General features: G+C 69.3%; 13 protein-coding genes. 9 read left to right on the forward strand and 4 right to left on the reverse strand.

Annotated elements, in window-relative coordinates; translation table 11 throughout:
* Window positions 1-14 precede the first annotated feature (14 nt).
* The 4 genes from K5L49_RS14285 to K5L49_RS14300 are packed head-to-tail and all read left to right on the forward strand — an operon-like array spanning window position 15 to window position 3,213.
* On the forward strand, window positions 15-650 hold the full coding sequence (locus K5L49_RS14285; RefSeq protein ID WP_223693746.1) for a SipW-dependent-type signal peptide-containing protein: 636 nt from the start codon (window positions 15-17) through the stop codon (window positions 648-650).
* A gap of 8 nt (window positions 651-658) precedes the next feature.
* Complete coding sequence (locus K5L49_RS14290; protein ID WP_223693748.1) at window positions 659-1,297, forward strand: SipW-dependent-type signal peptide-containing protein; 639 nt, start codon at window positions 659-661, stop codon at window positions 1,295-1,297.
* Between the two features lie 9 nt (window positions 1,298-1,306).
* Entirely contained in the window at window positions 1,307-2,749 is a 1,443-nt protein-coding gene (locus K5L49_RS14295; protein WP_223693750.1) for a signal peptidase I, read from the forward strand.
* A complete protein-coding gene (locus K5L49_RS14300) occupies window positions 2,746-3,213 on the forward strand; it encodes a hypothetical protein (protein ID WP_223693751.1) in 468 nt (155 codons plus the stop codon). Before K5L49_RS14295 ends, K5L49_RS14300 begins: the two co-directional genes overlap by 4 nt.
* A gap of 12 nt (window positions 3,214-3,225) precedes the next feature.
* Here K5L49_RS14300 and K5L49_RS14305 read toward each other — a convergent pair whose 3' ends face one another.
* The gene (locus tag K5L49_RS14305) at window positions 3,226-4,188 is read right to left on the reverse strand and encodes a helix-turn-helix domain-containing protein (RefSeq protein WP_223693753.1); all 963 of its coding nucleotides are present in this window, start codon (window positions 4,186-4,188) and stop codon (window positions 3,226-3,228) included.
* A gap of 85 nt (window positions 4,189-4,273) precedes the next feature.
* On the opposite strand from K5L49_RS14305, the gene K5L49_RS14310 reads away from it, so the two are divergent.
* Window positions 4,274-4,495, forward strand: coding sequence for a hypothetical protein (locus tag K5L49_RS14310; protein ID WP_223693755.1), 222 nt, complete (start codon window positions 4,274-4,276; stop codon window positions 4,493-4,495).
* 25 nt (window positions 4,496-4,520) lie between these two features.
* On the opposite strand, the gene K5L49_RS14315 is transcribed toward K5L49_RS14310, so the two are convergent.
* Window positions 4,521-4,886 (reverse strand): hypothetical protein, encoded by a 366-nt coding sequence (locus tag K5L49_RS14315; RefSeq protein ID WP_223693757.1) that lies wholly within the window; start codon window positions 4,884-4,886, stop codon window positions 4,521-4,523.
* Window positions 4,887-4,932: 46 nt separating this feature from the next.
* On the opposite strand from K5L49_RS14315, the gene K5L49_RS14320 reads away from it, so the two are divergent.
* Window positions 4,933-5,568 carry a hypothetical protein gene (locus K5L49_RS14320; protein ID WP_223693759.1) on the forward strand — a complete coding sequence of 212 codons (636 nt, stop codon included), beginning with the start codon at window positions 4,933-4,935 and terminating at the stop codon, window positions 5,566-5,568.
* A 10-nt stretch (window positions 5,569-5,578) separates the two neighbouring features.
* Here K5L49_RS14320 and K5L49_RS14325 read toward each other — a convergent pair whose 3' ends face one another.
* The gene (locus tag K5L49_RS14325) at window positions 5,579-7,171 is read right to left on the reverse strand and encodes a SulP family inorganic anion transporter (protein ID WP_223693760.1); all 1,593 of its coding nucleotides are present in this window, start codon (window positions 7,169-7,171) and stop codon (window positions 5,579-5,581) included.
* Between the two features lie 70 nt (window positions 7,172-7,241).
* Window positions 7,242-9,605, reverse strand: coding sequence for an arylsulfatase (locus tag K5L49_RS14330; protein WP_223693762.1), 2,364 nt, complete (start codon window positions 9,603-9,605; stop codon window positions 7,242-7,244).
* Window positions 9,606-9,843: 238 nt separating this feature from the next.
* On the opposite strand from K5L49_RS14330, the gene K5L49_RS14335 reads away from it, so the two are divergent.
* Genes K5L49_RS14335 through K5L49_RS14345 form a run of 3 tightly spaced genes read left to right on the forward strand, consistent with a single transcriptional unit; the run spans window position 9,844 to window position 13,182 of the window.
* A complete protein-coding gene (locus tag K5L49_RS14335; protein WP_223693763.1) occupies window positions 9,844-10,290 on the forward strand; it encodes an SHOCT domain-containing protein in 447 nt (148 codons plus the stop codon).
* A gap of 23 nt (window positions 10,291-10,313) precedes the next feature.
* Window positions 10,314-12,041, forward strand: coding sequence for a SulP family inorganic anion transporter (locus tag K5L49_RS14340; RefSeq protein WP_223693765.1), 1,728 nt, complete (start codon window positions 10,314-10,316; stop codon window positions 12,039-12,041).
* On the forward strand, window positions 12,022-13,182 hold the full coding sequence (locus K5L49_RS14345) for an AI-2E family transporter (protein ID WP_223693767.1): 1,161 nt from the start codon (window positions 12,022-12,024) through the stop codon (window positions 13,180-13,182). The genes K5L49_RS14340 and K5L49_RS14345 overlap by 20 nt, the downstream gene beginning before the upstream one ends.
* The last annotated feature ends 57 nt before the right edge of the window (window positions 13,183-13,239 follow it).

The raw sequence follows: 13,239 nt of genomic DNA on the forward strand, positions 1-13,239 counted from the left end.
CAGAAGGAGCTGTCATGACTGACACGGACGCGGTGCCCGCCGCCGGGCCGACCCGGTCGCGCAAACGCAGGACGATGTCGCGCAAGGTGAAGGCGATCCTCGCGGGAGGACTCGTGCTCGGTGTCGGGGCTGCCGTCACCCTGGCCGCCTGGAACGACTCGGAGTTCGCGCAGGGCACGTTCACCGCGGGCACGTTCAACCTCGTCGGCAGCACGGACGGCACGACCTTCACCGACCACGCGACGGCCGGTACCGCTGCGACGCTCGGGTTCACGGTCAATGCCGCTTCGCTCTCCCCGACGGCGGTGACCGCCGCACCGTTCGCCGTCGAACTCGCGGCCAACACGACGAACAACGCCGTGGTCACGGTCTCAAGCGCGGGCACGACCGGAACGGTCACCCAGATCACCTACGAGCTGCTGCAGACGACGACATTCGGCTGCACGGCCGCGACGACCGGAACAGATCTCGTCCCCGCGGGAACCGCCCTCACGACCGTGCCGGGGTCGGTGACGTTCCCGCTGGCCCAGGGCACGGGGGGAGCAGCCGGCGCGCCGGTGTTCCTCTGCTTCAAGATGACGGCGGGGGCCGGTCTCGTCCAAGGGCAGACCGGTTCGGCGACCTGGCAGTTCACCGCGGCATCCCAGTAGGCGAAGCCGTGTCTCAGGTGCGACCGCACCGCAGCCGGAGTGTTCGGGCCCTCCGGCTGCGGGCGGTCCTGGCCGGCGGGCTGGTCCTCGGCGTCGGAGCGACCGTCACCCTCGCGAGCTGGACCGACAACGAGTTCGCCACCGGCACTTTCTCGTCGTCGGTGTTCGACACCCAGTCGAGCGTCAACGGCGCCGCCTACGCGGACAACGCGACCGCCCCCGGAGCCACCTTCACCCTCGCCGGGCCGTTCGCGCCGGGCGTCTCGAGCTACTTCCCCGTCCTCATCCGCACCAAGGCGAACTCCGTGGCCGGGACTGTCGTGCTGAACGGTGCCACGCTGGGCGGCACGGATGCGGCGACCCTGGGCGCCGCGCTCGTGTACCGGGTCGTGCTCACCACCGGAACCTGCTCGGCCGCCGCGTTCACCGGATCGCCCTCGTTCGTCGTGGGCGCCGCCGGCGTCACGCGAGCGCTCACCGCCGGTCAGGAAAGCGGGGTGAACACGGCGCTCGCCGCTGCGACCGGCGCGGCGCCGGGCGCGGCGACCGGGTATTGCTTCGAGGTGACCCTGCCCGCCTCCGCGCCCAACTCCCTGCAGGGCAAGACCGCTACCGCGACCTGGCAGTTCGCCGCCACCAGCAGCTAGGAGCACCGAATGTCGAACGATCTCCGCCCACGGGCGACACCGGCGCGTGCCGACCCGGCCACCTCCTCCCGTCTCGCCTCGAAGGCGGGCAATGTGCTCCTGACCGTCGCGGCGATCGGCGGCGTGCTGTGCATCGTCGCGGTCATCGCCGCGACTGTGTTCCACGTGAGCCTCATCCTGTTCAAGACCGGATCGATGAGCCCCACGATCCCGACGGGCTCGGTGGCGGTGGTGCGCCAGGTGCCCGCTGCCGACGTCACGGTCGGCGACGTCGTCACGGTCGACCGCCCCGGCGAGCTCCCGATCACCCACCGCATCGTCGCGAGTGCTCCGGCCGCGCACGGGCTGACGTCGTTGACCCTGCGCGGGGATGCGAATCCGCAGAACGACCCGCAGCCCTACCTGGTCGAGCATGTGCGCCTCGTGATCGCGAGCGTGCCCGGCGGCGCCCGGGTGATCGTGTTCGCCTCTAACCCGGTGGTGCTCGGCGCCGTGACCGTCGGCGTTTCGCTGCTGGTCGGCTGGGCTTTCTGGCCGCGCCGTCGCGACGACGGCCCAGGCGGGGGCGCCGGCGGCGCCCCAAGCGACGAAACGTCGGGCGATGACCGCGACGACGGCCGTTCCGGCGATCGGGGGCCGGCCGATGCGACACGGTCACGCGGCCGACACGCGGCCGGTGGGTCGACTGATGCCGTATCCGGTGCGGCCGCATCCCGTGCTGGCACCCGGAACGCCGACATCGCGACCGGCCCGGCGCTGCCCCGGGTCTTCGGGCTGATCGCGCTCGCGGTCTTCCTGCCCCTCGCCGCCGCTCTCAGCGCCGCCGGTGTCGCGCAGGCGGCGACGGCCGAGACCGTCGTCGCGAGCAGGTACCTCACGCTCACGTCCCTCGGCGATCCGGAGCAGCTGACCGATCTGACGCCGGGGCGGCCGGCGCTCTGGGTGGTCGGTGTCGCCGCGCATCCGCCCGAGCCGGCCCCCGTGAGCATCGGGTTGAGTGCCACGGGTGCACTGGCCGGTGTGGGGGGTCTGCGGGTGGCCGTCGTCGAGTGCAGCGAGCGCTGGGCGAACACGGTGTGCCCGGGCCGGCGGCTGCCCGTGCTCGACGCTCAGCCGCTCTCCGCCGTGCTCACCGGTGCGGGCACCGACGGCGTGCGCACCCTCACGGTGATGCCGTCGACCGAGCAGCGCTGGCTTGCCGTGACCGTGACGTTGCCGGCTGGATGGGCGCCCGGCAGTAGCGCGGATCTGCGCGTGCACGCGTGGGGAGCGGGCGACGACGCAGCGACCGCGGGGGCGCCGGCCGGGCTGGCCGACACCGGCACCCGCGTTCCCGGTCTCGCGGTCGGTCTGGCGGCAGGCGCCCTCCTGCTGGGGATCGCGGCCGCGGCCGCGGAGCGCCGACGGCGCCGTCGCGCCGACCGCGTGCGGGAGAGCAGGGCGGCGCAATGAAGCGTGTGGCCGTCGCGCTGGGGGCCGTCGGCTTGCTCCTGCTGAGCCTCACCGCCCGGCCGGCGCCGACGCAGGCCGCCTGGACCCGCCCGGGATTCAGCACAGCGACGGCGGCCTCCGGTGTGCTCAACCCGGTGCCCACCCTCAGCTGCGGAGCGGCGTCCGGCCTTCTCGCCGTCAGCATCCCGGTCTCCTGGACCGCGCCGCCGACGACGGGGAATGGCGTCGCCCCGACCGGATACTTGGTGACCTACAGCGGAACGGCCGGCTCGGGTTCGACGACCACGACGGCGCCGACGACCTCGGTGGGCATTCCGGGTTCGGTGCTCACGATCGCCGGCTCGATGACGGTCACGGTCTACGCCACCTACGGCAACTGGGTTTCGCCGGCCTCGCTGCAGACGCGCACCATCACGACCACCCTCGGTGCCCTCGGCATCATCATCGGCTGGACCTGCGGCTGATCCCGGCGACCGTCAGGCGCTTTCGGCTGCGCAGGCGAACGTCTTGCGATAGCTCGTCGGGGGGACGCCGACCTCCTGGTCGAAATGGTGACGGAACAGCGTGGCGCTCCCGAACCCGCACCGCCGGGCCACTTCATCGATGGGTAGATCAGTCGTCTCCAGCAGCAGCCGGGCTTGAAGGATGCGCTGCCGGGTGAGCCACTGCATCGGCGGCACCCCGGTCTCTGCGACGAACCGGCGGGCGAAGCTGCGGGTCGACATGCGAGTGCGCTGTGCGAGCCCTGCGACCGTGTGCGTCTCGTCGAGCCGTTCGCTCAGGTCGTCGAGAAGCGCGCTGAACGTGTCGTCGGTGCATTCGGAGACCGGCCGTTCGATGTACTGCCGCTGCCCGCCGTCGCGCTGCGGGGGCACGACCATGTTGCGGGCGATCGTCGTGGCGACTGCGCTGCCGAGCTCGCGACGCACCAGGTGAAGGCTCGCATCCACACCGGCCACGGTTCCTGCGCTGGTGACGAGGTCGCCGTCATCGACGAAGAGCACATCCGGGTCCACCCGGGATTTCGGGTAGCGGGCGGCCAGCTCATCCGCATACCGCCAGTGGGTGGTGCACGCGCGGCCGTCGAGCAGGCCGGCGGCGCCCAGCACGAAGGCGCCCGAGCACACGCTGAGCAGAATCGCTCCGCGGTCGCTCGCCCGTCGCAACGCCGCGAGCAGTTCTGTCGGATAGTCGTCGCGGATGCGCGCGGCCGGCACGGCGATCAGGTCGGCGTCGTCCATCGCCTCCAGACCGAACGGCGGGGTCACGGTCACCCCCGTCGGATTGGCGAGCGGGACTCCCGTTTCGACGCCGCAGACGCGGAAGTCGAACCGGGGGAGCGCCGCATAACTGCGGTCCACTCCGAACACCTCGCAGACCACGCCGAACTCAAACATCGCGAAGTCGTCGATGAGGGGCACCGCCACGGAGTGCAACATCCTTCGAGTGTAGTGGCGGTATCTTTACGAAGATAGTCCTGGGGCCATCTCGTGGCCGGATATTTTCGTCCATAACGTTGGGGACATGGCAAACGACTTCTGGACCCTCGGCATCGAACACGGCTGGATCGCACGCCCGATCCGCGCAGAGCATGACGATCACCGCATCCCCCGCCGTCACCGCTTCACGCTGAGCGACTGGCTTCCCGCCTCGATGCTCACCCACCGTGCAACTGTGACCCGCGACGAGGAGCGTGCCGTGCCTGGTCTCCGGGCTGCGCGCGACGCCCGCGAATCCGGCCGCTGACTGTGCCGCCCGAAACGTCCGGACTCTAGAACGCGAACATCTGGCCGAGCACGATCACCAGGATCAGGAACACGACGACGACTCCGCCGATGACGGCGAGCGTGCGGCTCGAAAGCTTCGCGATACCGAACCCGACGATGAACGGGAGCGCGATGCACAGCAGCGCGAGGATCCACCAGAACGCCTGGTAGCCCGCCTGCGAAGCCGACTCCAGCCGGCCGCCGAACAGTTTCTGGGTGGCAGGATGCGTGGCGAACGCGATGCACGCCGAGAGCGGATAGGCGATCAGCACCGCCACGATCAGCCCGGCGAATGCGCCCCAGTGCCCCCGACCGACCCGGACATTGAGGGTGGTCTCCCGGTGCGGTCCCTGCTTGCTCTTTGTGCTCATGGCCACAGCATAGGGTGTGGCCGCGACGCTGCCCTAGGGTGGGCACATGCCGCAGACCGCCGCTCTGTCCCGTCGGCCGGCCGACCCCGTGCAACGTGCGCTGCGGGTGGTCGTGCCGGCGGCCGTCGCCGTGGTTGCGATGCTCGCGCTGCAGGCGGCGATCTCGCTCGGTTACGTGACTGCGTCGGTCGGCCTGCTGAGTTTCGCACTCAGCGGGGATGCCGGCGGCAACTTCGTGCTCGGCGTACTCGACAACGCGTTCGGTGCCGGCGGTGTGAGCGTCACCGTCGTGTTGCTGCTCGCGGTTCCGTTCTTCGTGGCCTGGCTGGTCTTCGCCGCCGTCGACCTGTGCTTCGGCCACCGCTGGTGGGCGCTCCTGCGGGCGCTGGCCCTCGCGCCGATCCCGGTCGTCTGCGGCGTGCTGCAGTTCGGCGGGTTCCTCGCCTCGATCGCCGGCGATGGGTTTCTGCCCGGCGCGCCCTGGAACGGGCCACTCACCATCGTGCTCGGCGCTGTGCTCACGGCGGCCATCGCCACCGCGCTGTATGGGATGCGCGGCTCGCCCGACTGGGTGCCGCGCCGCCGCGCCCGCCCCGCCGACGCTGCTGCTGTCGACCCGGCGGGCGCATCCGGGGCCGACGGCGATGCCCTGGGCGAGCTCTTCCCTGTCGAACCCGACTGATCCCCGCAGCTCAGCTCAGCACGCGCCCGGCCTCCACGAGGGAACGGAACCATTGGGTGCGTTCGGCAACCGCACGGGCCGACGCCGGAAGCGCGGCGAACCGCAGCTCCACCCCGCGGCCCGCGAGCTCGCGATCGAGATCTTCGAACGTGTCGAGGATGGTCACCGACACCTCTTGCAGGCGTGCGGCGTCGAGAGTCAGCACCCGCAGATCCGGCATCGTCTCGGCGAGCGCGAGCACGGCTTGCTCCGTCGAGAGCACGTTCGCCGTGTACAGGGGCCCGAGCAGGGTGACCGTCAGGTCGCCGTCCACCGCATCCGTCACCCCGATGCGCGGCTTGTTCAGCGCCGCCAGCACGAGGATGAGCGTGAGCACGACTCCGGCCGCCACGGCGACGAGCAGCCCGGCCGTCAACCCGATCGCCGTGGTGACCATCGCGATCCAGAAGTCGCGACGGCTGATGCGCCACAGGCGTCTCAAAGCACCCACATCGATGAGGCCGAACACCGCCACGAACACGAGGGAGGCGAGCGTGGCCTGGGGGAGCAGGCTCAGCACCGGCCCGAGGAACAGCCCGACGATCACCGCCAGCACCACCGTGACCAGACCGGCAAGCTGCGACCTCGCCCCCGCTCCCTTGTTGACGGCGCTCTGCGAGAACCCGCCCGCCGCCGGGAGGGTCTGGTAGAAGCCGCCGATCACGTTCGCGGCCGCGGTCGCCAGCAGCTCCTGGTTGCTGTCGATGGCCGTCTCGCCCGGCTCTCGGATGCCGCGGGCAACCGCCGTGGATTCCAGGAACGCCATCACGGCGATCGCGAAAGCGCCGGGAAGCAGCCCGAGCACGTGATCGAAGCTCGGCAGCACCGGGAGGGGGAACCCTTGGGCGACAGCCGGGATGAGCTTCACCCCGGCACCCGAGAACACGCCGAGCGCCACCAGCACGATGCTCACGGCCACGACCAGCAGCGGTCCGGGGACCTTCGGCAGGAACCGTTTGACGAGGAAGAGCGCTGCCACCGAGCAGACCGAGAGCACGACGGTCGTCACGTTCGCCCCCGGAATCGCGTGGACGACCGCGAGCAGGGAGCGGATGAAACCGCTACCGGTCGGCTCGTCGCTCTCGCCGAGGAGCTTCGGAAGCTGCCCGACCGCCACGGTCGCCCCCACCCCCACCTGGATGCCGACGAGCGTCGGCCGGTTGATGATCTCCACCAGCGATCCGAGCCGCAGCAGCCGCGCCAGCAGCAGGATGACCCCCACCAGCAGCGTCAGGGTCACGAGGTCGCTCGGGATGTCGTTCGAGTTCGCGACCACCCCCACCGACACGAGGGTGGTCGCGGTGAGCGTGGCGATCGTGGAGGTGGTCGACACGCTCATCGCCCGCGAGCCGCCCAGCAGCGCATAAACGAGCATCGGGACGATGCAGCTGTAGAGGCCCGCCTGCACTGGAAGGTTCGCGATGGTGGCGTAGGCCATCGCCTGCGGGATGACGACCGCACCGGCCGAAAGCCCGGCCAGGATGTCGGGGCCGAGCGACGTGCGGCGGTAGCCGCTGAGGGTCGGCAGCAGCCAGGATCGTCGAACGGGGGCGGTCGCGGTCACCGGGCGGCGCCGTCGGCCGGGGTGCGCCGCACCGTCGTGTCGAGGTGCGGCGGAAGCAGTTCGGCCACCGCTACTGCCTCGTCATCGCGATCTGCATCCGGTGTTCCGGATCGATCAGATGGTCGTGACTGTCGTCTCCCGCGTCGAGCTGCACCTGCTTGATCCTTCCCGTGAAGGCGTTGCCCGTCGCACCGTAGTCGCTCGACACCGGCGAGGCGAGGTCCTCCCCGATGTCGACGGTCTCATCCATCGAGAAGAAGAAGGGCAGGGTGCGCTCCACCGTGCCCGCGGCCACGACCGTCCCGCCGTCGGAGATCGTCACGTTCCCGCCCTTGCCGAGTCCGCCTCCGGCGTAGGCGAAATGGACGACCAGCTCGTGGTCGCCGGCCGCGAGTGCGCTGCCCGAACGGGTGAAGTCGGTCTTGATTCCCATGATGTTGTAGGCGAACGCGGGCTTGCCCTCGGTGAGATAGACCGACCAGCCGCCGTAGGAGCCGCCCTGCGCGATGATCACCCCGCTCGCGCCGCCCTCGGGAACGGTGATCGACGCCGTGACCGTGAACGACTTGTTCTTCACATTGACCACGGAGTTCTCGCTCAGCCGCTTCATCCCCGGGTAGAAGGTCTGTGAGGTCCCCCGCACCAATTCGGGCCGACCGGCGAGCTCGGCGTTGAAACGCTCCGCCGAACGGATGTCCATCGGCAGCACATTGAACCGCGCCGCCTGGATGAGGAACAGGCGTTGCAACTCGGCCAGCTTGGCGGGCTCCTGCGCGGCGAGATCGTGCGACTGCGTCCAGTCCTCCTCCACGTTGTACAGCTCCCACACATCGTCGTCGAGTCCCCGGTCGGAGGCCAGCCACGGCTTCTTGTGCAGTGCTACTGCCGTCCACCCTTTGTGGAAGATCGCCCGGTTGCCGAGCATCTCGAAGTACTGGGTGGTGTGCGCCTCGTCGGCGTCGGCCGAAGCGAACGTCGAGTTCATCGGCGTACCTTCGTACGGTCGCTGCGTCACGCCGTTCACCGTCGACGGTTCCGGGATGCCGGCGGCCGCGAGCACGGTCGGCGCCACATCGATCACATGAGCGAACTGGTTGCGGATCTCGCCGCGCGCCGCGATGCCGTTCGGCCAGCTCACGATCGTGCCGTTGCGGGTTCCGCCCCAGTGTGAGGCGACCTGCTTCGTCCACTGGTACGGCGTGTCCATCGCGTGAGCCCAGCCGATCGCGTAGTGGTTGTACGATTTCGGCGTTCCCAGGTCGTCTTTGTGGGCGATCTTGTAGGCGTCGTCTTCCATCTCGGTCATGTGGTTGATGGTGAACGCCTCGTTCGTCGTCCCGGTCATCGTGCCCTCGGCCGATGCGCCGTTGTCGCCGATGATCACGTAGACGAGGGTGTTGTCGAGCTCACCGATCTCTTCGAGAGCGTCGAGCAGCAGCCCGACGTGGTGGTCGGCGTACTCGAGGTAGCCGGCGTACACCTCCATCTGGCGGGCGAGCACCGGCTTGAGCTCGTCGCTCATCTCGTCCCAGGCGGGGATGCCATCGCTGCGAACCGTGAGTGTCGCGTTCTCGGGGATCACCCCGAGCTCCTTCTGGCGCGCGTACGTCTCGTCGCGGATAGCGTCCCATCCCTGGTCGAACCGGCCTGTGTACTTGTCGGACCACTCCGGCGGAACGTGATGGGGCGCGTGGGTGGCGCCCGGCGCGAAGTAGGTGAAGAACGGCTTGTCGGGCGCCAGCGATTTCTGCTGCTTCGTCCAGACGATGGCCTTCTCGGTCATGTCGGCCATGAAGTGGTAGCCCTGCTCGGGCGTTCCCCAGGGTTCGACCGGTGTCGTCCCCTCGTAGATCGCCGGGTACCACTGGTTCGTCTCGCCGCCGATGAAGCCGTAGAAGTACTCGAAGCCGCCGCCTGGCGTCGGCCAATGGTCGAACGGTCCGACGGCGCTCGACTCCCAGACGGGAACTTCGTGGCACTTGCCGAATTGGGCGGTGTTGTAACCGTTGAGGCGCAGGGTCTCGGCCAGCGGTGCGCAGTTGTTCGGCCGCAGCGAGTTGTATCCCGGTGCACTCGTCGCGATCTCGGTGATCCCACCCATGCCGACGGTGTGATGGTTGCGCCCGGAGAGCAGGGCGGCCCGGGTCGGCGAGCAGAGCGCGGTGGTGTGGAAGCGGGTGTACTTGAGTCCCTGCGCGGCGACCCGTTCGAAGTTCGGCGTGTGGACGGGACCGCCGAAGGCACTGGAGGCCCCGAACCCGGTGTCGTCGATCAGCACGACGAGGACATTCGGCGCACCCTCCGGTGGCAGCAGCCGTTTGATCGGCGGATAGTGCGTGTCCGGATCGGTGGCGTCGTATGTGACGGTTCCGGTATATGCCAGATCGGGAATAGGCAACGTCGACCGCTGCACTTCATCCTTCGCACTAGCCATGATTGACCCCTCCGTCGTTCGTCCGTGTGGCACGTTCGAAGCGAGGCGTGGTTCGGGAAGCGTGGCGGCGGCGCAAGGGTCACGTCGGGGCAACGCACCAGGTTTCCGCTTCGACCCCGACAGTAGCCCAGCGCCCCCCGTCCGCAATAGAGGGGGCTAGACGCGATACCGGCGACGCGATACATTCAGCCCACACCCAGGCTCACTCCGGGCTGGGGGTATGGAGGGGATTTTCGATATGAACTTTTGGGACAACTTCTGGAACATCATCTGGATCTTCTTCTGGAGCTTCGCGTTCATCGCCTACCTGTTCGCTCTGTTCGCGATCGTCGGCGACCTCTTCCGCGACCACAAGCTCAACGGCTGGTGGAAGGCGCTGTGGATCGTCTTCCTGGTCTTCGTCCCCTTCCTCACGGCGCTGGTCTACCTGATCGCGCGCGGACCGGGCATGGCGGAACGCAGCCAGAAGCAGGCCGAGCAGGCGCAGAAAGCCGCCACCTCCTACATCCAGCAGGTGGCCGGGTCGAGCCCGGCAGACGAGATCGCGAAAGCAAAGAGCCTGCTCGACAACGGGACGATCACGCAGCAGGAGTTCGACCACCTCAAAGCGCGGGCCCTCGCGCATGACGGCACCGCACCCTCGGCGGCCGCAGCTCCCAGCGCTCCGGCCGCACCCACCGCCTGACCACGCGCGTCGATCGACGTGACGTGACCGACCTCACGCAGACCGCGCCGACGCCGCCCGACCCGGCGGCGTCGGTGCGTCGCGCCGGCATACGCCCGCTGGCCGGGCTCACCGGCAAGAACGCCGTGCGGGAGGTGCTCGCAGGGATCACCCTCCTCGCGATCGCCGTGCCGCTCAACATCGGCTACGCACAGATAGCCGGGTTGCCGCCCACCGCCGGGCTCTACGCGCTGGTCATCCCGAGCATCGTCTACGCGCTGACCGTATCGTCGAGACAGTTGGTGGCGTCGCCGGATGCCGCCGCGGCCGCACTCGTCGCCTCCTCGCTCGGCGGCCTGGCCGTCGCCGGGGGCAAGGACTACATCACACTCGCGCTTGCGCAGGCGCTGATCTGTGGCGTGATGTTCCTGCTTTGTTCCTTCTTCAAGCTCGGCTTCCTCGCCAACTTCTTGTCGAAGCCCATCCTCATCGGCTTCGTCGGTGGACTGGCTCTGGACATCCTGGTCAGCCAGGCGGCGAAGATGCTCGGCGTCAAAATCGATAGCGGCGGCGAGTTCGTCGACAAGGTCACCGGCCTGATCTCCGGGCTCCCGAAGCTCAACGGCTGGTCGCTGGTGATCTCACTGGGCGCGCTCATCGTGCTCCTCGGGGGTCGCCGGCTCGCCCGCGCCGTACCGTGGGCGCTCATCGTACTCATCGTCGGAACGATCGTCGTGGTGCTGACCGATGCCGAGAAGGCCGGGGTGTCGGTGCTCGGGAAGGTGGATGCAGGGCCGCCCACCCTCACCTGGCCGGTGATCGACTGGACGACCTGGCTCACCCTCATCCCGTCGGCGATCGCGCTCACCCTCGTCACCATGGGAGAGGGCCTGCTCGTCTCCCGGTCCTACGGCGAGAAGCGCGGCTATCCCACCAAGCCGAACCGCGACCTGTTCGCGTTCGGGGTGGCAAACCTGGGCGCCGGGGTCTCCGGGGGGTTCTCGGTCGGCTCCTCCACCTCGCGCACGGCCGCGATGGACCAGGCGGGCTCGCGCACGCAGCTGCCCACCATCGTCACCGCCCTCGGAACGCTCGCTCTGCTCATCTTCGGCACAGCACTGCTCGAAGACATCCCCTCCCCGGCGATCGGCACGATCGTGGCCGTGGCCGTGGTGCCGTTGCTCGGCATCCCCGACCTGGTCGCGCTCTGGAAGCAGGACAAGTTCGAGTTCGTCATCGCCGCGGTGTGTTTTCTGGGTTCGCTGCTGCTCGGACCGATCGCGGGCATCGTGATCGCCTTCGTGCTCGCCGTGATCAACGTCACCCGCCGCGCGGCCAACCCGGCGATCGACACGCTAGCGGCCGACGGCGATCCGAGCAGCTCGCTGCTCGACGCGGCCGAGCCTGGCGCGCCGACCGCACCGGGCGTCGTCGTCATCCGGCTTGCAGCCCCGCTCTTCTTCGCCAACAGCGCCCCGTTCGAGGAAGCTGTGAAGCGCGCCGTCCGCGGGGCGTCGGCGCGGCACGTCGTGCTCGACATGGAGGCGGTGACGGATGTGGACGTCACCGGCGCCGACTCCTTCCGCAGCGTGCGTGCCTGGCTGGCCGACCGCGACGCCGATCTCGCGCTCAGTCGCCTGCGTCCGGGGCTGAAAGACCGGCTCGAGCATCTCGAGCTGATCGACGGCGTCGCCGTCTACGACACCAACCGCACTGCCCTGGTGGCGCTGGCGAACGCGGGAGGAGCCCCCCATGTCGACGCCGGTGCCTGACCCGGCTCCGCCCGCTGAACCCGCTCGGGCCGGCGGGATCCCCGGGGGTCGGCGGCAGGGCGTCTGGCTGCTCGTCGGGCTCGCCGCGGCTACCATCACTGCGTTCGGGATGGCCGGGATCGGCAGCATCCTCGCCCCGGTGCTGCTGGCGCTCGTGCTCACGATCTGTGTGCATCCGGTGCGGCGCTGGCTCGAGAAGCACGGGACTCCGCGCGGCCTCGCGACCGGCTCCGTGGTGCTCGTCGTGTTCGTGCTGCTCGCGGCGTTCGTTGTCGTGCTCGTCATCGCGTTCGCGCAGTTCGCGACGATGCTGCCCCGCTATGCCTCGCAGCTCGCGCAGCTGGGACAGCAGCTGGGCGACTGGCTGGCCGGCATCGGCATCGGCCAGCAGCAGGTGCAGCAGATCGTCAGCGGGTTCGATCCGTCGCAGCTGCTCACCGTGATCACCGGATTCCTGGGCGGCGCGTTCAGCATCGTCACCTCGCTGGTGATCGTGCTCACCATGCTGATCCTCATGGCCGCCGACGCCGGCTACGCTCCGACGGTGCTCCGGCAGCTGGGCGGCACCAAACCCGAATTGGTGCGCGCCCTCAACGGGTTCGCCGGCGGGGTGCGCCGATACATGGTCGTCACGACGGTTCTCGGGGTCGTGCAGGGCGTCATCAACGGCGTCGCCCTGTGGCTGCTCGGTGTTCCCGCTGCGCTGCTCTGGGCGATGCTGTCATTCCTCTGCAGTTTCATCCCGAACGTCGGCTACTTCATCGCGATCATTCCGCCCCTCGTGTTCGGCTACTTCACGGGCGGCTGGGGAACGGTGATCGCCATCATCGTGATCTACGGGCTGATCAACGCGGTGGTGCAGTCGATCATCCAGCCCAAGGTCGTCGGCAACGCCGTGGCGCTCAGCCAGACGCTCACGTTCTTCTCGGTGCTCTTCTGGGCGATCGTGATCGGACCGATCGGGGCGATCCTCGCGGTGCCGCTCACCCTGCTGGTGCGTGCCGTGCTCGTCGATGCCGACCCTGGCGCCAGCGCCTGGCGCCCGGCGATCGGCGACCTGGCCGGCACCAAGGCGATCATGAAAGAGGAGACGGCCGCGCGCAAAGCCGCCCGCCACCCCGATCCGGCACCGCCGGAGTGACTGGGCGTTCATCGACCGCTCGACCGCTCGGCGTCACGGCGCCGGGCATCCGCGACT

The sequence above is a fragment of the Leifsonia poae genome, from assembly GCF_020009625.1.
GTDB classification, from domain to species: domain Bacteria; phylum Actinomycetota; class Actinomycetes; order Actinomycetales; family Microbacteriaceae; genus Leifsonia; species Leifsonia poae_A.

What these genes read in the sequence shown, in the direction of transcription:
- K5L49_RS14335 (WP_223693763.1), top strand. Translation starts at nt 9,844, where the DNA reads ATGAACTTTTGGGACAACTTCTGGAACATCATCTGGATCTTCTTCTGG.
- K5L49_RS14285 (WP_223693746.1), top strand. Translation starts at nt 15, where the DNA reads ATGACTGACACGGACGCGGTGCCCGCCGCCGGGCCGACCCGGTCGCGC.
- K5L49_RS14300 (WP_223693751.1), top strand. Translation starts at nt 2,746, where the DNA reads ATGAAGCGTGTGGCCGTCGCGCTGGGGGCCGTCGGCTTGCTCCTGCTG.
- K5L49_RS14295 (WP_223693750.1), top strand. Translation starts at nt 1,307, where the DNA reads ATGTCGAACGATCTCCGCCCACGGGCGACACCGGCGCGTGCCGACCCG.
- K5L49_RS14310 (WP_223693755.1), top strand. Translation starts at nt 4,274, where the DNA reads ATGGCAAACGACTTCTGGACCCTCGGCATCGAACACGGCTGGATCGCA.
- K5L49_RS14315 (WP_223693757.1), bottom strand. Translation starts at nt 4,886, where the DNA reads ATGAGCACAAAGAGCAAGCAGGGACCGCACCGGGAGACCACCCTCAAT.
- K5L49_RS14330 (WP_223693762.1), bottom strand. Translation starts at nt 9,605, where the DNA reads ATGGCTAGTGCGAAGGATGAAGTGCAGCGGTCGACGTTGCCTATTCCC.
- K5L49_RS14305 (WP_223693753.1), bottom strand. Translation starts at nt 4,188, where the DNA reads ATGTTGCACTCCGTGGCGGTGCCCCTCATCGACGACTTCGCGATGTTT.
- K5L49_RS14320 (WP_223693759.1), top strand. Translation starts at nt 4,933, where the DNA reads ATGCCGCAGACCGCCGCTCTGTCCCGTCGGCCGGCCGACCCCGTGCAA.
- K5L49_RS14345 (WP_223693767.1), top strand. Translation starts at nt 12,022, where the DNA reads ATGTCGACGCCGGTGCCTGACCCGGCTCCGCCCGCTGAACCCGCTCGG.